Annotated in this window: 15 protein-coding genes, 1 tRNA gene, 2 riboswitches and 1 other annotated feature; of the genes, 1 reads left to right on the plus strand and 15 read right to left on the minus strand. The window is 37.7% G+C overall.

Translation table 11 applies throughout. The features are described 5' to 3' along the window. Positions 1 to 124: 124 nt before the first annotated feature. The 12 genes from CS937_RS13175 to guaB all read right to left on the minus strand — a co-directional run bounded on the left by CS937_RS13175 (position 125) and on the right by guaB (position 13515). Positions 125 to 217 (minus strand) — tRNA-Ser (locus CS937_RS13175). Positions 218 to 285: 68 nt separating this feature from the next. Then, positions 286 to 1497, minus strand: coding sequence for a M20 family metallopeptidase (locus CS937_RS13180; RefSeq protein WP_099158947.1), 1212 nt, complete (start codon positions 1495 to 1497; stop codon positions 286 to 288). A gap of 41 nt (positions 1498 to 1538) precedes the next feature. Then, the gene (locus tag CS937_RS13185) at positions 1539 to 2354 is read right to left on the minus strand and encodes a MetQ/NlpA family ABC transporter substrate-binding protein (RefSeq protein WP_099158948.1); all 816 of its coding nucleotides are present in this window, start codon (positions 2352 to 2354) and stop codon (positions 1539 to 1541) included. A gap of 43 nt (positions 2355 to 2397) precedes the next feature. Further along, a complete protein-coding gene (locus CS937_RS13190; RefSeq protein ID WP_099158949.1) occupies positions 2398 to 3048 on the minus strand; it encodes a methionine ABC transporter permease in 651 nt (216 codons plus the stop codon). Next, the gene (locus tag CS937_RS13195; RefSeq protein WP_099158950.1) at positions 3038 to 4069 is read right to left on the minus strand and encodes a methionine ABC transporter ATP-binding protein; all 1032 of its coding nucleotides are present in this window, start codon (positions 4067 to 4069) and stop codon (positions 3038 to 3040) included. The genes CS937_RS13190 and CS937_RS13195 overlap by 11 nt, the downstream gene beginning before the upstream one ends. 516 nt (positions 4070 to 4585) lie before the next feature. Further along, positions 4586 to 4691, minus strand: a riboswitch (SAM riboswitch). A 79-nt stretch (positions 4692 to 4770) separates the two neighbouring features. Then, positions 4771 to 4878: riboswitch (SAM riboswitch) on the minus strand. Positions 4879 to 4969: 91 nt separating this feature from the next. Next, a complete protein-coding gene (locus tag CS937_RS13200) occupies positions 4970 to 6337 on the minus strand; it encodes an ammonium transporter (RefSeq protein ID WP_099158951.1) in 1368 nt (455 codons plus the stop codon). Between the two features lie 20 nt (positions 6338 to 6357). Then, entirely contained in the window at positions 6358 to 6699 is a 342-nt protein-coding gene (locus CS937_RS13205; protein WP_099158952.1) for a P-II family nitrogen regulator, read from the minus strand. Between the two features lie 231 nt (positions 6700 to 6930). Continuing rightward, positions 6931 to 8205 (minus strand): serine--tRNA ligase, encoded by a 1275-nt coding sequence (gene serS / locus CS937_RS13210; protein WP_099158953.1) that lies wholly within the window; start codon positions 8203 to 8205, stop codon positions 6931 to 6933. A gap of 49 nt (positions 8206 to 8254) precedes the next feature. Beyond that, positions 8255 to 8472 (minus strand) — a binding site (T-box leader). Between the two features lie 89 nt (positions 8473 to 8561). Beyond that, positions 8562 to 9152: a pyridoxal 5'-phosphate synthase glutaminase subunit PdxT gene (gene pdxT / locus CS937_RS13215; RefSeq protein WP_099158954.1), complete on the minus strand. Its 591-nt coding sequence runs from the start codon at positions 9150 to 9152 to the stop codon at positions 8562 to 8564. Positions 9153 to 9167: 15 nt separating this feature from the next. After that, positions 9168 to 10052 carry a pyridoxal 5'-phosphate synthase lyase subunit PdxS gene (gene pdxS / locus CS937_RS13220; protein ID WP_099158955.1) on the minus strand — a complete coding sequence of 295 codons (885 nt, stop codon included), beginning with the start codon at positions 10050 to 10052 and terminating at the stop codon, positions 9168 to 9170. 501 nt (positions 10053 to 10553) lie between these two features. Further along, positions 10554 to 11888, minus strand: coding sequence for a serine hydrolase (locus tag CS937_RS13230; RefSeq protein WP_099158957.1), 1335 nt, complete (start codon positions 11886 to 11888; stop codon positions 10554 to 10556). A gap of 157 nt (positions 11889 to 12045) precedes the next feature. After that, on the minus strand, positions 12046 to 13515 hold the full coding sequence (guaB, locus tag CS937_RS13235; RefSeq protein WP_099158958.1) for an IMP dehydrogenase: 1470 nt from the start codon (positions 13513 to 13515) through the stop codon (positions 12046 to 12048). Positions 13516 to 13692: 177 nt separating this feature from the next. Between guaB and CS937_RS13240 the strand changes: the two genes are divergently transcribed. After that, positions 13693 to 14643: a YaaC family protein gene (locus tag CS937_RS13240; RefSeq protein ID WP_099158959.1), complete on the plus strand. Its 951-nt coding sequence runs from the start codon at positions 13693 to 13695 to the stop codon at positions 14641 to 14643. On the opposite strand, the gene CS937_RS13245 is transcribed toward CS937_RS13240, so the two are convergent. The 3 genes from CS937_RS13245 to gyrA form a co-directional block, all read right to left on the minus strand. Then, positions 14640 to 15347 carry an EcsC family protein gene (locus CS937_RS13245; protein ID WP_099158960.1) on the minus strand — a complete coding sequence of 236 codons (708 nt, stop codon included), beginning with the start codon at positions 15345 to 15347 and terminating at the stop codon, positions 14640 to 14642. The two genes, CS937_RS13240 and CS937_RS13245, sit on opposite strands and share 4 nt — an antisense overlap. 273 nt (positions 15348 to 15620) lie before the next feature. Continuing rightward, positions 15621 to 16706 (minus strand): HD-GYP domain-containing protein, encoded by a 1086-nt coding sequence (locus CS937_RS13250; protein ID WP_099158961.1) that lies wholly within the window; start codon positions 16704 to 16706, stop codon positions 15621 to 15623. A gap of 129 nt (positions 16707 to 16835) precedes the next feature. After that, complete coding sequence (gyrA, locus tag CS937_RS13255; RefSeq protein ID WP_099158962.1) at positions 16836 to 19358, minus strand: DNA gyrase subunit A; 2523 nt, start codon at positions 19356 to 19358, stop codon at positions 16836 to 16838. Positions 19359 to 19426 lie beyond the last annotated feature (68 nt).

The raw sequence follows: 19426 nt of genomic DNA on the forward strand, positions 1-19426 counted from the left end.
ATTAATACAAAAGCCTTTTTAAACTCGATACTGACCGTGGCAATTTTCGCTAAAAAAATAAAACTGCTACATATATGTAACAGTTTTATTATTATCTCCAATATTTATGCGCTTGTTTAATAAATGGAGGAGGTAGAGGGATTCGAACCCCCGCGCGGTTTGACCCGCCTGTCGGTTTTCAAGACCGATCCCTTCAGCCAGACTTGGGTATACCTCCGTTTCGACAAGATATAATATAACATGTGTGATATATCTTGTCAATGCAGAAAAAATAATTTTTATCATTTATTTGTCAAACTGTGTACGTTGTAAAAATTCCTGATAAATAGCTTCATACACAGGTCTATTTGTTAATAGCTCTAGTATCGTCAAAGCGATTGCCTTAGCCCCAACAATAAGCGCCTGATCTCCCTGCTCGGATTTGGCCGCTTCTCTGAATTCAACAGTATGGCCAATTAAATCAACTGGACCTATTTTGATATGTGGATGAATAGTCGGAACAACTTGACTAACATTACCTGCATCTGTAGATCCTAATGCCGTTCTTTCCACCGTATTAACTGTCTCTCCTAATCCTTCAATTACATTTTTAAACACACTATCAAAACGTTTATTAATAATAAAATTGTCTACTTCGTTTTGAAATGCCGCTATTTTCACTGTAGCTCCGGTTGCTAAAGCAGCACCATTTGCGATGGCTTTAATCTTTTCGGTGACCTCGTTTAATACTGACCTTGTAGAAGCTCGGATAAAAAACCTTGCTTTAGCATATTCTGGAACGATGTTTGGCGCATCACCGCCATTGGTAATAATACCGTGAATCCTTACATCAGCAGGTACATGCTGACGTAATGCATTAATTCCATTGAACAGTTGAATAACTCCGTCTAAGGCATTAATCCCTTTCTCCGGATGTGCGGATGCATGTGCTGGTTTACCAAAAAACTCAAAATCAAGTGGATCAACAGCTAAACTTGGTCCAGTAAGATTTGTTTCATTACCTGGGTGAATCATAATGGCTGCATCAATATCCTCAAGTAACCCAGCTTTTACGAAGCTACCTTTTGCACTGCCGTTTGGTCCGCCTTCTTCTGCAGGCGTTCCAAGTACAACTAGCTCCCCGCCAACGTCATCAATTACTTTACTTAAGGCAACAGCTGCTGCAACACTCGTTGTTCCAATAATATTGTGTCCACATGCATGACCTATTTCTGGCAATGCATCATACTCAGCTAAAAAACCAATCCGAAGCCCTTCTTTCTTGCCTTTTCGTTTAGCTACAAATGCTGTTTCATGTCCTGCAATTCCTTTTTCAACGATGAACCCTGCTTCTCGAAGTATCTCTGTTAATAAATTTGATGCAAAAAACTCTTGGTTGCCAATTTCAGGATTGTCATGGATATCATGACTTGTTTTTATATATCGTTCTTTATTTTCCTCAATATTACTAGAGATACGCTCCTTTATTTCTTCTATCCTGTTTGCTAAAACTGTCATTCCAATCACCCCATAATAAAATTTTTTTATTCCAAAACTACTTACCAGCCAATTTTGTCTAACGATACAAATGTTGGAATTTGGTTCCCATCGTATTCTTCCTTAATCAATTGTTTTACATCGTCGGATTGATAGATGTCTGCTAGCTTCTGTAACACTTTATTATCCTTGTCTTCTTCATTGACAGCGATAATATTTATATATGGTGTTGCTGTTTCACTTTCATGAAATATGGAATCATCTAACGGACTGAATCCAGCATCAACGGCAATCCCATTATTAATAATAGATGCATCCACATCTGGTAAAACACGTGGTGTTTGAGCGGCTACAAGTGTTTCAAACTGTAGATTTTTAGGATTTTCCACAATCTTATCTACCGATCCGTTACCATCAAAACCTTCTTCTAATTTAATCAATCCTGCCTCCTGAAGCAGTAACAATCCACGCCCCATATTCGTCGCTTCTTTTGGCAAAGCAATCGTTGCTCCTTCCGGTAAATCCTCTACTGCATCATGCTTTTCAGAGTATAATCCCATTGGTGCTATAACAGTAGTAGCAATTGGTACTAAATCCAAATTATGTTCTTTAATAAATGCATCAAAATAGGATACAGTCTGAAATGCATTTGCATCAAGTTCACCCTCTGCTAGTGCAAGGTTTGGCTGTACATAATCGGAAAATCGAACGATCTCAACGTTAATTCCTTCTTCTTTAGCTTTTTCCGCCACAAAATCCCAAATTGTTGTATCAGATCCACTGATCCCCACCTTAACTGTCGATTCATCTTTGCTTGAGCACGCACTAACAAATACCGCTAAACTAATAAGTAATACTATAAGACCAAATTTTTTCATGTTGTTTTCTCTCCTTTTTGTCTGTTTACGAAACGCTTTTGAATTAGCGCCTTCTAATTTTTTTCGATAAAATATTGCCTGTTGTTTGCAACCCTTGGACCATGACAACAAGAATTGCTACCGTAATTATCATCACAACGGTGTCAAAACGTTGATATCCGTAAGTTATTGCTAAATCACCAAGACCACCGCCACCAATTGCACCAGCCATTGCAGAAGCTCCAACTAGCCCAATTGTTGCAATCGTCAACCCTAAAATGAGTGAGCTTAAGGCTTCTGGTAGCAAAAAACGAACAATAATTTGTCTTGGCGTCGCTCCCATTGCCTGCGCCGCTTCCATTACACCGGGATCAACTTCAAGTAAGGAATTTTCAATCAATCTAGCAATGTATGGTCCTGAAAAAAGCACCATCGGAACAATTGCTGCTGCAGTTCCAATGGAAGTCCCAACAATTAATCGCGTAAAAGGGATAACAGCAACCATCAAAATGATAAATGGAATGGAACGAAACACGTTCACCACTGCATTTAATACGTTAAAGACGGGTGCATTTTCCCATAAATGACCTTTTCGTGTTACAACTAAAAGAATTCCTAAAGGTAACCCGATTATTGTTGCAAAAGCTAATGAAAATGCCACCATTGAAATAGTTTCTTGTAATGCTATAAGGATTTGATCCCAATCAACTAACATTGTCCAACACCTCCTTAACCGTTACTTCTTGTTGGTTAATATGCATAATAACTCTACTAATCTCCTTTGCTTCACCCTCAAATTTGACTATTAAATTACCAAATGGAGTTCCTTGTAGCTCCGTTATACTACCAAACAAGACATTTACTTCGACATCAAACTGTTTAGCTATTTGTGAGAGTAATGGAGCTCCAGCAGATTCTCCAACAAAAACAATACGGTAAATTTGACTAGTAGATTCTTGTGACTGTATCAATTGATGAACCGATTCTGGTATTTCATCATGCATAACCGTACTTACGAAATTATGAGCAATTTCCGTTTTTGGCTGGGCAAATACATCAAAAACAGATCCTGCTTCAATGACTTTTCCTTGATCAAGCACAGCAACCTTATCGCATATCTCTCGGATAACTCCCATCTCATGCGTGATTATCAAAATGGTAATGTTATATTCCTTATTAATTCGTTTTAAAAGATCTAAAATAGATTGTGTTGTTTGTGGATCAAGTGCTGATGTTGCTTCATCACATAACAAGACAGAAGGCTGTGTTGAAAGCGCACGTGCAATTCCAATCCGTTGTTTTTGACCACCTGATAATTGGTCCGGGTAATTATCCGCCTTATCTCGTAGTCCAACAAAATCCAACAATTCGTAAACTCGTTTCTTCACTTCTTCTTTTGGTGTCTTCGTTAATAACAATGGCATTGCCACATTCGTAAATACTGTTTTTGAATTAAGCAGATTAAAGTGTTGAAAAATCATCCCGATATTTCGTTTGGCCTCCCGCAACTCTTTGGGAGACAGACTGAGCAAATCTTGGTTATTTACAACAACTTTCCCTGAAGTCGGTCGCTCGAGTAAATTTACACAACGGATCAGTGAACTTTTACCTGCACCACTGAATCCAATAACACCATATATTTCGCCTTTTTCGATATGCAAATCAACGTCATCTAACGCTTTCACTTGTTTTCCTGTGCTTTCATAAATTTTTGTTACTTTCTCAAACGTAATCATCATTTCCCTCCTTAAAAAATAAGACCCTTTTCGTAAATATCTTTGTTTTTAACCTTGTAGCTAACACAAAATGCGACGTAACAAAAACGTGATTTCCGCTCCGGGCAGTCACGCACCTTAGGGTGGCTAGAGAGCCTCCTCGTATTAACGCACTCCAAGGGTCTCACCGATGCCTTTCATCCCCTAGGAGTCGAACCCACAGCGAAGATCATTGATATTAAGTGATGAATGGTACAGAATTATAAACACCCAACCCTAGCGAAGGAAAACACGGAGACTGATATGAACGAAACTCCTGCGGGAAAGCGAAGACGATGAGACCCCACAGGGAGCGGTCTTTGCAAGCGAGGAGGCTCAGCGCGAGCCCGCGGAAAGCGTAGTATTTTTCCGTAGCGGTAACTGGTCGCGAACAAAATTCAAAATTACGTCATATTTTCTACAACAATCTTTTAGAAACAGCCAAATATAAAAATGCCTCTCCTTAATAAAAATGAAGAGGCATCTATATTTTTCCTCTTCTTATCTATCAAGCTTGTTGCTTGCTGGATTTGGCACAGTACTTTACATAAAGTCCGCTGCCGAGGTATCAATGGGCCAGTCCCTCCACCTCTCTAAATAAGAAGTTAACACGTATTCAGTTTTTAAAATTAAAAAATCTCTCCTTATAAAAATAAGAAGAGATTGCAAACGTAAGCACACTCTTCTTATTTTTCAAGCTAATGCTTGTTGGATTTAGCACAGTACTTTAACTATAAAGTCCGCTGCCGAGGTATCAATGGGCCAATTCCCTCCACCTCTCTAAATAAGAAGTTCAATTATTCAATTTAATATGATATATACTTTACTATCGGTAGTTATTTTTGTCAATTGTTTTTTTATTCTTTTTTGCAGGAAAATTCATTAAGACAACTTTTTATCTCTAACAGTCAAACTATTTAAACGATCCGCCAAACCTAGTTTATGACTAGCCGGAACATTCTCTTCAGTTAAAAGTACTTCTTTTAGCTCATAAGCATTTGACCCATGTTCGGCAAAGTCCAAACCTGCAATTTCTTCTTCCTCTGACACCCTGATAGATGAAAAACGTGAAATTACAAATATAAATACTCCAACGGTTATCATCGTCCAAGCAACTACTGCAATCACACCAATCAGTTGTACAATTAATTGTGAGAATCCACCACCATAAAATAAACCAGTTGAGGTAGAGAATAACCCTACTGCAAGTGTACCCCAAATACCACAAATCCCATGAACTGTGATAGCTCCGACTGGATCATCAATTCTTAATTTTGTATCTAGAAAACGGATACCCTCTACAAGAAATACACCGGATAGTAACCCAACGATTATGGAACCACCTAGCGAGATTTCAGCACAACCTGCAGTAATTCCTACAAGCCCTGCTAAAACACCATTTAATGATAACGAAGCATCAACCCGTTTGAAGCGAATTTTTGTATATAATGCTGATGATACTAATGCCGCTGACGTTGATAGCAATGTCGTTCCAATGACCATTGGCACTAGACTAGGATCTGCCGCTAATGTGCTTCCCCCATTAAATCCAAACCATCCTAACCATAGAATAAATACGCCAAGTGCTCCAATAGGGATGTTATGTCCTGGTATTACGTTCACCTTTTTACCACTGTATTTACCAACACGTGGTCCTAAAAATAACACGACAGTCAGTGCTCCAACAGCTCCTGTCAAATGCACCACCGTTGAACCAGCAAAGTCACTGAACCCTAATGCTGTTAACCACCCATCTCCTTGCCATATCCAATGACCTACTACTGGATAAATTACCGCGGTCATAGCAATGACAACTAGTACATAGCTACCAAATTTCATCCGTTCCGCAACTGCACCAGAAATGATAGTAGCACATGTAGCAACAAACATCGCTTGGAATACAAAGAAACTTATATCTTCTACACCACTTAAAAGAAATCCATCAGAACCAACGATTGACCCTGCAGATGTCCCAAACATTAATCCGTACCCGACAATAAAAAATAACAACGAAGCCATACTAATAGTTATAAAGTTTTTCATTAAAATATTTAATGAATTTTTAGCCCTCGTGAATCCCGATTCAACCATCGCAAAACCAGCATGCATAAAAAATACAAGAAATGCACCTAACATTACCCAAACTAAATCAACTGATAATTGAAGGGATTCTGTAGTAGGCGTTGCTGCATAAACTGGAGATGCAATCAATAAAAATAACACGAACAAAAGCGTACTTTTCTTAAACATGTAAATTCCTCCTCATTTTTTTAAAGAACTGCATTTATTCCATGTTCTCCCGTGCGAATACGTATTACCTCTTCAATAGGATGAATGAATATCTTTCCGTCGCCAACTTTTCCTGTGCTGCAACTATCAATTATGAGATTAACGATTTCATCCACTTGATCGTTTTCCACCACCATTTCAACTTTTATCTTAGGCAGTAATTGAATTTGAAAAGTAGTCCCACGAAAAACTCCTTTTTGCCCTTTTTGCTTACCAGTTCCAGCTGCCTCTGTCACAGTTAGGCCACCAATTCCTATTGAAGAAAGCTTATTGCGAAGTTCCTGAAACTTTTCTGGCCGAATAATAGTTTCGATCTTTTTCATTTTATCACCTCTTTTTCTTTATGTTAGTTTTCCTTACATTAATTTGTTATGTTTAATATCATAATAGGTATTGAAATAAAATTCAAGTGTTTTTAGTTTAATTTTTTAAAAATTTAAACTAAAACGGTTTCATTAAAGATCAATATTGTAAATAAACCTAACAAAAAAGAGTTTGGATGTCTCCATCCAAACTCTTCCATATAGTGGTCTTTTATATACGCTTTGGTAAACTTACTTAATTACTTGTCTGCCACCCATATACGGACGCAGAACTTCTGGAACAACAACAGATCCATCTTCCTGTTGATAATTTTCTAAAATAGCTGCAACAGTTCGACCAAGTGCTAAGCCAGAACCATTAAGTGTGTGTACAAATTCTGGTTTGCCTTTATCCTCACGACGGAAACGAATACCTGCACGTCTAGCTTGGAAATCTTCAAAATTTGAACAAGAAGAAATTTCACGATATGTTTCTTGACTTGGAATCCATACTTCAATATCGTATTTTTTTGCTGCAGTAAATCCTAAATCGCCAGTACACATACTCATAACACGATATGGTAATTTCAGTAGCTGTAATACTTTTTCAGCGTTTGATGTTAGTGTTTCTAATGCCTCATATGATTCCTCAGGCTTCACAAACTGAACAAGCTCAACTTTGTTAAATTGATGCTGACGAATCAATCCTCGTGTATCACGTCCAGCAGATCCTGCTTCAGATCGAAAGCATGCACTAAAGGCAACATATTTTTTCGGTAAATCATCACTTGTTAAAATATCATCACGATGATAATTCGTCACTGGTACCTCAGCAGTAGGAACTAAGAAATAATCCCAATCAACAAGTTTAAATGCATCCTCTTCAAACTTAGGTAATTGTCCAGTTCCTGTCATACTTGTTCGGTTCACAATGTAAGGTGGTAACATTTCTTCGTAACCATGTTCATCGGCATGTAAATCCATCATAAAGTTTAACAAAGCACGCTCTAATCGTGCTCCTTGACCCTTATAAAACACAAATCGACTTCCAGCAACTTTGGCGCCACCTTCAAAATCTAATATACCCAAGTCAGTCGCGATATCCCAATGCGGCTTAGCTTCAACGTTAAAGCTAGGAATGTCTCCCCATTTACGTGCCTCCACATTATCATCTTCGTCCTCACCAACTGGAACACTTTCATGAGGAAGGTTGGGGATGGACAGCATAATGTGGGCTAACTTTTCTTCAATTTCTTTTAATTCTGTGTCCAATACTTTGATTTGCTCGCCAACCTCACGCATTTCCTTAATAGCAGCGTCAGCATCCTTCTTCTCTTTTTTCAATACTGAAATTTTCTGTGAAGCTTCATTTCGTTTTGCCTTTAATTGTTCTGTCTCAGCTATTAACGCCCGACGACGTGAATCAAGTTCCCCAAACTTATCTAATTCTGATAAATCCTCACCACGATGAACTAACTTTTCTTTCACTTCTTGAAAATTGTTACGTAAATACTTCATATCAAGCATTATAAAATCCTCCTCATTCTAAAAAAATATAAAAAACTCCCGCCCCTAAAATAGGGACGAGAGTATGGTTCCCGCGTTGCCACCCTTATTGAAGAGAAAACTCTTCCGGCTCACAGTTGATAACGGTACTTAACCGGGTTTATTTACTAAAGCTTCGTTCAATAAACCAGTTCAAGGATGGATTCACGGCATTCCCACATCGATTCACACCGACCATCGACTCTCTTTAGAATGAATACCGTTACTATTTCCTATCAATACTATTAAGGGTGTTCATTTATCTCGCCTAGACGAACAGTAAAAACCCTACTAAATGAGGTTTCACTTTATTACATAACATCATAGCTAATATTTTACTAAGAAGCAAGTGTTTTCTTAGATTCTTCCACTATTGCAACAAAATATTCAATAAAACGATTGTCATCTGTTAATTCAGGGTGAAAGGCAGTACATATATAATGACCTTGTTTGGCTGCTACAATTTTATCTTGATAAGTTGCAAGAACTTCTACATCTGGACCCACTTCTAAAACATACGGTGCACGAATGAAAACTGCATTAAAATCAGCTGCAACATGTTCAATTTTGAGTTCTGCTTCAAAGCTTGCAACCTGACGACCGAATGCATTTCGAGCAACCTTCATATCAATTAATTCGAGATGTGCCTGATCCTGACCCTCAATCGCACTTGCCAACAATATCAGCCCAGCACATGTACCAAAAATTGGCTTTCCTTGTATACCGAATTCCTGAAGCGCTGTGAAAAATCCATAGCTATCAATAAGCCTGCGCATTGTTGTACTTTCTCCACCAGGAAGAATTAATCCATCAATTTCATCAAGTTGTTCTGTACGTTTAATTTCAACAGCTTTTGCACCAGATGCTTCGATCGAACGAATATGTTCACGAACGGCACCTTGTAATGCAAGTACACCAATCGTTGTCATACCAATTCCTTCTTTCTATTCACTGCGGTCCTGCATGCGATCTGATGGTTCCAAAGTACTCATTTCAATCCCTTTCATTGCAGTTCCTAGACCTTTTGAAAGTTCACCGATTAATTTATAGTCCGTGTAATGAGTAGTTGCTTCTACGATTGCTTTTGCAAATTTTCCAGGGTTTTCCGATTTAAAAATACCAGATCCTACGAATACACCATCTGCACCAAGCTCCATCATTAATGCAGCATCAGCTGGTGTAGCAACACCGCCTGCAGCAAAGTTTACAACTGGTAAGCGGCCATCGAGACGAATTTGTAATAATAACTCGTATGGTGCACCAATATTTTTAGCAAATGTCATTACTTCATCCTCTGACATTGCACTTAATTGACGAATTTCTGACTGTACTTGACGCATATGACGAACAGCCTCTACAATGTTTCCGGTACCAGGTTCACCTTTTGTGCGAAGCATGGATGCACCTTCTCCGATTCGACGTGCAGCTTCACCTAAATTACGGCAGCCACAGACAAATGGTACGGTAAAATCTGATTTTTTAAGATGGTAAACTTCATCAGCCGGTGTTAATACTTCACTTTCATCAATATAGTCTACACCCATAGCTTCTAAAACACGTGCTTCGACAATATGTCCAATACGAGCTTTAGCCATAACTGGAATAGAAACTGCATTCATTACTTCTTCTGTAATTCGAGGTTCAGCCATACGAGCTACACCACCTGCAGCACGAATGTCTGATGGAACACGTTCTAATGCCATTACGGCAACTGCCCCTGCTTGTTCAGCAATTTTTGCTTGTTCAGCATTAACAACGTCCATGATGACGCCGCCTTTTTGCATTTCTGCCATACCACGTTTAACACGTTCTGTTCCTGTGTTTGCCATTTGCTCGTCCCCCTGTTTATAAATCTAAATGTTTATATTCGCAAATTTTTGTTGCTCTTTAACCTCATAAATGTAGTTAGGCAGCCGTTCCGGAAATACACTACGCTTTCCGTGGGCTCGCGATAAGCCTCCTCGGAAGAAGACCACTTCCTGCGGGGTCTCATCGTCTTCGCTTTCCCACAGGAGTCTCCGTGTATTTCCTCCACTGATGTGGGGCTTTATAATCTCATATATTGATGAAGATGAGAAAATAGAAAAAGCATATATTTTCTTACTAACTACCCGTATACACGGAAACCCCTGGGGAAGATGAAGCATCGGTGAGACCCCGAAGATGCGATAGCACGAGGAGGTTCACCAGCCGCCCCCCGGAAAGCGGAGTGTTTAGGGCTGCGAGGCAAAAAACACAAAAAATGTGAACATTTACGTCGAATTTCATGCCTTTTGTATAAAAATAAAACAATAAACTTTTTATAAGCCTACCTTTATTAATTGTACTACTTAGAACCAACCTTTAACAGTATCGACAATTGTTGAAAATAAATTACCAAAGAAGTTACCGATTGATCCAAGTAAAAGCATAAACCAATTATCTTTCTCAACAGCACCTTTTGTTACAATATCTACTGTGTTATTAGACTCAGCGTTAAAAATATAGCCATAATCATTTTCTCCTTCAAAAATAACCTCAGCAGTACCTATTTTCTCACCTTTTTTAATTGGTGCTTTCAATTCACCATCTTTATTTAATTTATCTTTATCGATTGTGTATTTAATCGTATATTTTTCTTCTTGTTCTTTCGTAACTGGTACTTTTATTGCATTTTTTGTAGCAATTTCAACAGTATCTTTTTTCCCTTTTGCTACAGGAAGTGATTTTTGTCCTTCTAGTTGATAACCTTTAGCGAAAAGCTCTTTCGTTTGATAGTTTGTAAAACCATAGTTATATAATTTCTCAGTTTCCTGAAAACGTTTCGCTTTACTATCCGTTTTCATAACTACAGAAATTAATCGTTGTCCATCACGTTCAACAGTTCCTGTAAAACAATATCCTGCAAGGTCAGTGTGACCTGTTTTTAACCCATCAACACCTTCATAATGAAATTGCTTTATGAATGTTGCATCATGTGGCAACATCCAGTTCAAATTCTCAACATGATGTCCTTCAAAATCTGTTTCTGTAACTTTTGATACTTCCAAAGCTTTTGGATGATCTTTAATTAGGTTGTATGCAAGTAAGGCTGCAGATCTAGCTGATAATAGATTATTAGCATTGGGATCTGTACCCTCTGGAACATTTTCTCCAAGCAGTGAATTAGGTAACCCTGTGGAATTTACAAACTTATAATCTGGTAATCCCATTTCCTCTGCTTTTTTATTCATCATTTTAACAAATTCACCTTCAGAACCTGCAATGAGCTCTGCTAGTGCAATTGTTGTACCATTGTCTGAAAAAATAGCCATAGCATCATATAATTGTTTTACTGTATATGCTTTATCCTGTGTTAATCCGATACCGGAAAAATTTGCGTTTGCAGATATACTGTATGGATAGTCACTTATCTGTGTTGTAGTATCCCAGCTGATTTGTTCCGATTCGATGGCTTCCCATACGAGGTATTCAGTCATCATTTTGGTCATACTAGCAGGGGGTAGTGCCATATCCGAATTCTTTTCAAATAAAATCTTACCTGTTTCCGCGTCTACTAAAATTGCTGACTCAGCATCAACTTCTACCTCTGCTGCCTGTGAGGAAAGTGGCTGTGCTAGTATTGTTGTCAACATTACAAGTCCTACAAGTAATAGTGACAAATTTCTCTTTAATTTGTGTTTCACTTTCTCTACCTCCACCCAAAATAGATTACATCTTTGATATTTTACCACAATAATCGACAAAAAAATAGACAGGGAATAATCCCTATCTATTGATATTTCTTATAGGTAATCACTACCGTTATCGTTATACAATAAATTATTTAAACACTATTTTTGCTTAAACAGAGTAGTTAGGAGCTTCTTTTGTAATCTGTACATCGTGTGGATGACTCTCCCTTAGACCTGCATTGGTAATCCGAATAAACCGTGCATCATTTCGCAAAGAATTGATGGAATCTGTTCCACAATATCCCATCCCTGCACGCAAACCACCTAGTAATTGATGTACTGTATCAGCAAGAGGTCCTTTATAAGCTACTCGTCCTTCAATACCTTCTGGAACAAGTTTTTTCGATTCTTCTGATTCCTGGAAGTAACGGTCCTTTGATCCTGCTTTCATGGCACCGACAGATCCCATTCCACGATAGACTTTATAGCGTCTGCCCTGGAAGATTTCCGTTTCACCTGGGCTTTCTGATACACCTGCAAACATACTACCGAGCATAACTGCGTGTGCACCAGATGCTAGTGCCTTTACAATATCCCCTGAATATTTAATACCACCATCAGCAATGACAGGGACACCATATTCTTCGGCAGCTGCAGCACAATCATATACAGCTGTGATTTGTGGTACTCCAACTCCAGCAACTACTCTTGTCGTACAAATAGACCCAGGGCCAATTCCAACCTTCACAATTGTAGCTCCTGCTTCAATTAAATCTTTCGTAGCTTCAACAGTTGCAACGTTTCCGGCAATAATATCTAAATTAGGATAAGCGTTTCTAACCTCTCTAACCTGATCCAGCACACCTTTTGAATGCCCATGAGCTGTATCGATTACGACTACATCAACACCTGCATCAACTAACTTTTCTATCCGCTTCATCGCGTCCGCTGTTACACCAACGGCAGCTCCAACAAGTAATCTACCGTGTACATCCTTTGCTGCATTTGGAAATTCAATTACTTTTTCGATATCTTTTATTGTTATTAATCCTTTTAACATACCATCTTCATCAATAAGTGGTAACTTTTCTATTTTATATTGCTGAAGGATTTTTTCTGCTTCATCGAGCGTTGTGCCAACAGGGGCTGTAACAAGATTTTCACTAGTCATCACGTCTTTTATTAAAATAGAATAATCCTGAATAAAACGTAAATCTCGATTCGTTATAATTCCTACTAACTTTTGCTCTTCAATACTATTTACAATTGGTACACCAGAAATACGGAATTTCCCCATAAGATGTTCAGCATCGTACACTTGATGTTCTGGTGTTAAGAAAAATGGATTCGTTATAACACCACTTTCTGAACGTTTTACACGATCAACTTGCTCAGCTTGATCCTCAATCGACATATTCTTGTGAATCACACCAAAACCACCTTGACGTGCCATTGCAATCGCCATCTTAGCTTCTGTTACCGTATCCATTCCTGCACTAATTAATGGTGCCTTAAGCTTTAAATTAGCTGAAAGCTCCGTTTCAACAGAAACATCCTTCGGTAATACCTCTGATTTTGCAGGAACTAATAACACATCATCAAACGTTAAACCTTCTTTAGAAAACTTATCTGCTCGCATGGTTATCCTCCTTTAAAGTTAGCTGGAATGCTATTTGAATGTGTATTTTTTAACACACTGGTTAAACTATTATTGTTATTTACAATACGGTATCAATAACGCTTTTTCAACAAAAGAATTAGTACGATATAAAAGAAAATAGATTCTAAATATTTTAATAGTTCTGAGGAGAAAATTATGTGGGAACGAGAAAGACAATCATTTTATAGGTATTTATTATCACAAGAAACAGGTCATAACTATTTGCATCAATGCTATCAAAATATAAATGGAATTGATGCAGAAGCGAAAAGTTACGAAAACTGCAATGCATTTCTTTATTATATTGATCATGGGAACCGTTTTTTTGCAAACGCGAAACAATTAGAAACACTATTGCAGCCGCTTCTGTTGTTTTATGGTACAACCCATTTACTGAAAGCATGTCTACTAACAAAACGTCCCAATTACCCTGAATCAACAGCTATATTAGCGCACGGGGTTTCAACAAGAAAACGAAAAAAAAAGCAGTACACGTTCATGCAGGATGAAGTTAAAACACAGCATAACGGACTATTTTCGTATGTAGCAAAACATTTATACTTATTCGAGCATGTACCATTTGAAAAGATTAAGATGCGAGATCTACTAGCACTTATTCCCGAAATGAACGATTTATTTACATACAGCAATGATGAAAAGCTAGTTTCGATTGGTAAACTAAATGCAACAACACTGCATTTTCCTATTGAACTGTTAGACAGCTATCACTTAACTAAAAATACATTTGTAAAACGAATTACTTCACATTTGCCTAAAATAACTAATTTGAGTGTAAAGGCAAACTATATATATGTGGAATTGGAAAAGCCGTTAAACAGTTCAACAGGTCCATTCTTCTTTCATTTTAAAAAAGGTGAAATCTATTTTCCAAGACACAGGGATAATTTCCTTGTAATTCCAGAGGTGCTGATACATTATTTACTTTTATACAATTTAAGTATGATTAGTCGATATGAAACAGAGTGGTGGGGTGAACTACTGGCTACAAAGGCAGAAATTGATTATCCATTTATTAAACAATTTTTAGATGTAACGGCAGAGAAAATGCCACTTCTGCTTGGAAATGAACTTTTTCATAATATTTAGTTCAAATACCGAATTCTAAAGCAATTTATTGCTGTTTCTCCTAATTGGTCAAGCAAATTATAATTTGCATACGCACCAACAATGGCGCCTATTCCAGGAATAAGCTGAAGCATTTTTACAAAGTCGATATAATCCCGGTATTCTTGCTGAAATAACTGCCAATCAAGCTCAGTCAATTCTTCTTTTCGATCTTCCCAGTTCTCAATAAGTTCTAAGGTTTCATTACGATGTTTATCACTTGAGAATGCCAGTTGGAACACATGCAGGATAAATAGGCGTTCCTCGTATAGCTTCGTATTATATCCATAAAGTGAAGCCACTTCAAATAGAAAACGCATCTTTATTGATAATAATAGAGGAAAGTCGGCTAACCCTAAAAATATTCCTCCTGCCCCAGTTCCAGCACCTTCTACGGCTGCAGTTCGCTTATAAGAGTCAATTTTTTCTTTAACCCGATTCTCTTTTTCCTCTAGGGTTACTGGAGAGCTCTCCGGACTTTTTGTCATATATTCTGATCCAACTAAGGTTGCTTGAACCATTTTTTTAATACTTTCTGTAATGATAGTATGTGCTTTTTGAGGGATCTTTTCGTTTATTTTAATTTGCGCTTTCTTGGACAGACGATTTATCAGAGATGATCTCTTCTTTATCTTTTGACGCCATTGCACCAACTCAGCTCTCGCCTTATCTTCGTATTCCATCAGGCAACAATCCCTTTCTTAAACAATCTCCATACCAGAATATGTTTCCCCTTAGACGTTATTTTCATAAAAGCTGTTTTCTAGAAGATTGTTGCTTTATTAAATGCTTAATATGATCTAATAGTCAACACAAACCGTGAGTAACTCCCCGCTCGCCACCGCTACGGAAATACACTACGCGCACCAAAGGACCACAAGCCGCCCTAAGTTGCGGGACTGCTAGGAGCGGAAAGCAGACTGCATACATCACATTTTCTATAAATAGCACCAAACCCTTTACAAAATTTCAGCAATATACAAGTTTGGTTCATTTTTTAAGATAACAATCTTGTCGTTCTCGTCTAATCGTACCATTGGTCTTGTTGGATATTTTTCTTCCATAAAAACAATTTCGCCGGTGTAGTTATTGGAGAGTTTTACCCTTGTACCGATAGAAAAGTTAGCAAGACTCGACACAAATGTTTGAACTACATTGTGATCTAACTGAGAAAACTGTTCCTTCTGTATTTCTTCCATCACTTTAAAAGGAGATTGTTTTTTCTTATAGTGTCGTTCGCATATCATCGCATGGTATATATCACTAACTGCAATAATTCTGGCATATGTAAGTATTTTATTCCTGGAAAGACCAAGTGGGTACCCACTTCCATCCATTCGCTCATGGTGCTGTAGAATAGCTAATTTTACTGTTTGCGTAATTGTTGGTATTTGCTCAACAAGCCGATAAGAATAAGTTGGATGTTTTTTGATTTCATTTAATTCGCTGGAAGTTAATGCACCTTGCTTATTAACAATGGCAGGATCAACCCTTGCCATACCGCAATCACTTAAAAAACCAGCTAAACCAATTTGGAGCCATTCACCCTTAGTATAACCCATTTTTTTTGCTAGGTAAGCTGAAAAAATAGCAACGGAAACACTATGATGATAATAATAGTCTTCCTTTTTTACGGAATGATGTAAAGTGAATAGATCAGATCCAACCATGCCAACACGTTCTAACAACGGAATGAGCATTTGACGTACATGTGGCATATCGATAGGAACACTATTTTGCCAAGATTCAAACACTTTCCTATAACGATCAACTACATCTAAGTAATGATCGACAAGTGAATTATATTCCTTTTTTGATTTTCTTTTTCCTATAGATTCTTTCTTATGTATGACTTTTGGTGTGAATGGTTCACCATTTATCAACTTAGGAGATACATCGACAGTCTCCACTAAAAACTTTTGTAATACTGTAATATGTTTTTCGGATAAAACCGTATTCATTGGAACAATTGGTCGATTTGTTTTACCTTTTACATCACTGATTAAAACACACCCTGGAACTAATTGTGATGGATCTATATGCATTTTAACTCCCCCTAATAAGACCTTTTAAATTTACTGCCCAGTTTAGGTAAGATAAATAAAGTGACTCTAGAATATATCCCTTAATCTGAGTCACTTTATCAATCTCTTTATATTATTCTGTCGTAATACTTATTCGTCTGTTTCATCTGCCCCGTCTTCAATCTCTTTATTTTCCTCAGTAATTACTTCTTGTGCGTCATCTTCAGATGATTCTTCTTCCTCGTCATCTGGTTCGATTTTTGCAACAGTAGCGACTTCTTCATCTTCCTGTAAGCGAATCAAACGTACACCTTGTGTATTACGACCAGTTTGTGAAATACCTTCTACAGGAATCCGAATAAGAACACCGGCAACGGTAATAAGCATAATATCTTCTTCTCCAGTAACTGCCTTCACTGCTGCAACATGGTCTGAATCAGCCAACTTACACGTGAAAATCCCTTTACCACCACGGTTGGTAATTCGATATTGATCCTCTGGTGTACGTTTTCCAATACCTTTATTGGTCACATGAAGTATTTGTCTGCCTTCTTCTAAAATTTCCATCGATACTACTTCATCATCACCACGTAGAGAAATACCTTTTACTCCAGCAGCAGTTCTGCCCATAGAACGAATTTGTTCTTCTGGGAATCGGATTAAATAACCGTTTCGAGTACCGATCATAATATCCTTTGAACCATCTGTTAATCGAACTGAAATCAGTTCATCTTCATCGCGTAAGCCAACAGCTATTAAGCCACCTTTACGGATATTTGCAAACTGTGATAACTTCGTCCGCTTCGATATACCATGTCGTGTCGTAAAGAATAAATACCAATCATCGGAAAACTCTTTCACAGTAATTACCGCGTTAATCCACTCATCCTTTTCAACCTGAAGTAGATTAATAATTGGAATCCCTTTTGCAGTTCGGCTAAATTCTGGAACTTCATAACCTTTTGTTTTGTAAACCTTACCTTTGTTTGTAAAGAACAAAACGGTATCATGTGTCGATGTAGATACTAAATGTTCAACAAAGTCATCTTCATTGGTTCCCATTCCTTGGATACCTCGTCCACCACGTTTCTGTGTACGATACGTTGATGCAGGCAAACGTTTAATATACCCTTGATGTGTAAGCGTAATAACAATGTTTTCTTCAGGAATAAGGTCTTCATCTTCAATAAAGTCCAGTCCACCAACTGTGATTTCCGTGCGGCGCTTATCACCATAACGTTCTTTAATTTCGGTCAACTCTTCACGAATGATTTCTAATACCTTTTGTTCGTTAGCTAAAATTTCTTTTAATTCATTAATTAATTTTAAAAGCTCATTATATTCATTTTCAATTTTTTCACGCTCTAGGCCAGTTAAACGCTGCAGGCGCATATCTAGAATTGCTTGTGATTGCTTTTCAGATAATCCAAAACGTTCCATCAATCCCTCACGTGCAATATCTGCCGTTTTTGAATTACGAATTAATGTAATGACTTCATCAAGGTGATCTAAAGCAATACGCAAACCTTCCAAAATGTGCGCACGCGCTTCGGCCTTACGCAATTCAAAGGCTGTACGACGTTTAATGATAACTACCTGGTGGTCTAAATAATGCTCTAAACACTGTTTAATTGTTAATACTTTAGGCTGTCCATCAACCAATGCTAATGTGTTGATCCCAAATGTAGTTTGTAGGGATGTATACTTATATAAATTGTTTAAAACAATGTTCGCATTAACATCACGACGTAGTTCGATTACTACACGAAGACCATTACGATCTGATTCATCGCGTAAATCAGTTATGCCGTCAATTTTTTTATCACGTACAAGTTCTGCTATTTTTTCAATTAATTTTGCTTTATTAACTTGATAAGGAAGCTCAGTAGCAATAATTGTTGACTTGCCATTTGCTTTCTCTTCAATATTTACTTTAGCCCGAATTGTTACGGAGCCTTTCCCTGTTTCAAATGCCTTACGAATTCCGCTACGGCCAAGAATCAAACCACCAGTAGGGAAGTCTGGTCCAAAAATATAATTTTCCATTAATTCATCTATCGTGATTTCAGGATCTTTACTAACAGCTAATACAGCATCTATGGTTTCTCCTAAATTATGTGGTGGGATATTTGTGGCCATCCCAACCGCAATTCCAGATGTTCCGTTTACTAGCAGATTTGGAAAACGGGAAGGAAATACTACTGGTTCACGCTCTGATCCGTCATAGTTATCCCTATAGTCAATTGTATCTTTATTAATATCACGTAATAATTCCATTGAAATTTTTGACATACGGGCTTCTGTATAACGCATTGCTGCAGCAGAGTCACCATCCACTGAACCAAAGTTTCCATGACCATCAACAAGCATATAACGATAGCTGAAATCCTGTGCCATACGTACCATTGTTTCGTAGACGGCCGAGTCACCATGTGGGTGATACTTACCGATTACTTCCCCAACAATACGGGCAGATTTTTTGTGAGGTTTATCCGAATGCATACCTAAATCATTCATAGCATATAATATTCTACGATGTACCGGTTTTAACCCATCCCGAACATCTGGTAATGCACGCGAGACGATTACACTCATAGCATAATCCAGAAATGATGTACGCATTTCATGACTAAGATTTATTTCTTGAACATTAGAACGTTGTTGATCCGACATTAAATTACCTCCTAAAGAAAAACAGTAAACGTTTTTCTTAAAGTCAGACGCAGGAATTCAGACTTGGA

Origin of the sequence: Virgibacillus ndiopensis (assembly GCF_900187325.1) — a bacterium.
GTDB classification, from domain to species: Bacteria; Bacillota; Bacilli; order Bacillales; family Amphibacillaceae; genus Virgibacillus_E; species Virgibacillus_E ndiopensis.

What these genes read in the sequence shown, in the direction of transcription:
- CS937_RS13180 (WP_099158947.1), bottom strand. Translation starts at nt 1,497, where the DNA reads ATGACAGTTTTAGCAAACAGGATAGAAGAAATAAAGGAGCGTATCTCT.
- CS937_RS13185 (WP_099158948.1), bottom strand. Translation starts at nt 2,354, where the DNA reads ATGAAAAAATTTGGTCTTATAGTATTACTTATTAGTTTAGCGGTATTT.
- CS937_RS13190 (WP_099158949.1), bottom strand. Translation starts at nt 3,048, where the DNA reads ATGTTAGTTGATTGGGATCAAATCCTTATAGCATTACAAGAAACTATT.
- CS937_RS13195 (WP_099158950.1), bottom strand. Translation starts at nt 4,069, where the DNA reads ATGATTACGTTTGAGAAAGTAACAAAAATTTATGAAAGCACAGGAAAA.
- CS937_RS13200 (WP_099158951.1), bottom strand. Translation starts at nt 6,337, where the DNA reads ATGTTTAAGAAAAGTACGCTTTTGTTCGTGTTATTTTTATTGATTGCA.
- CS937_RS13205 (WP_099158952.1), bottom strand. Translation starts at nt 6,699, where the DNA reads ATGAAAAAGATCGAAACTATTATTCGGCCAGAAAAGTTTCAGGAACTT.
- serS (WP_099158953.1), bottom strand. Translation starts at nt 8,205, where the DNA reads ATGCTTGATATGAAGTATTTACGTAACAATTTTCAAGAAGTGAAAGAA.
- pdxT (WP_099158954.1), bottom strand. Translation starts at nt 9,152, where the DNA reads ATGACAACGATTGGTGTACTTGCATTACAAGGTGCCGTTCGTGAACAT.
- pdxS (WP_099158955.1), bottom strand. Translation starts at nt 10,052, where the DNA reads ATGGCAAACACAGGAACAGAACGTGTTAAACGTGGTATGGCAGAAATG.
- guaB (WP_099158958.1), bottom strand. Translation starts at nt 13,515, where the DNA reads ATGCGAGCAGATAAGTTTTCTAAAGAAGGTTTAACGTTTGATGATGTG.
- CS937_RS13240 (WP_099158959.1), top strand. Translation starts at nt 13,693, where the DNA reads ATGTGGGAACGAGAAAGACAATCATTTTATAGGTATTTATTATCACAA.
- CS937_RS13250 (WP_099158961.1), bottom strand. Translation starts at nt 16,706, where the DNA reads ATGCATATAGATCCATCACAATTAGTTCCAGGGTGTGTTTTAATCAGT.
- gyrA (WP_099158962.1), bottom strand. Translation starts at nt 19,358, where the DNA reads ATGTCGGATCAACAACGTTCTAATGTTCAAGAAATAAATCTTAGTCAT.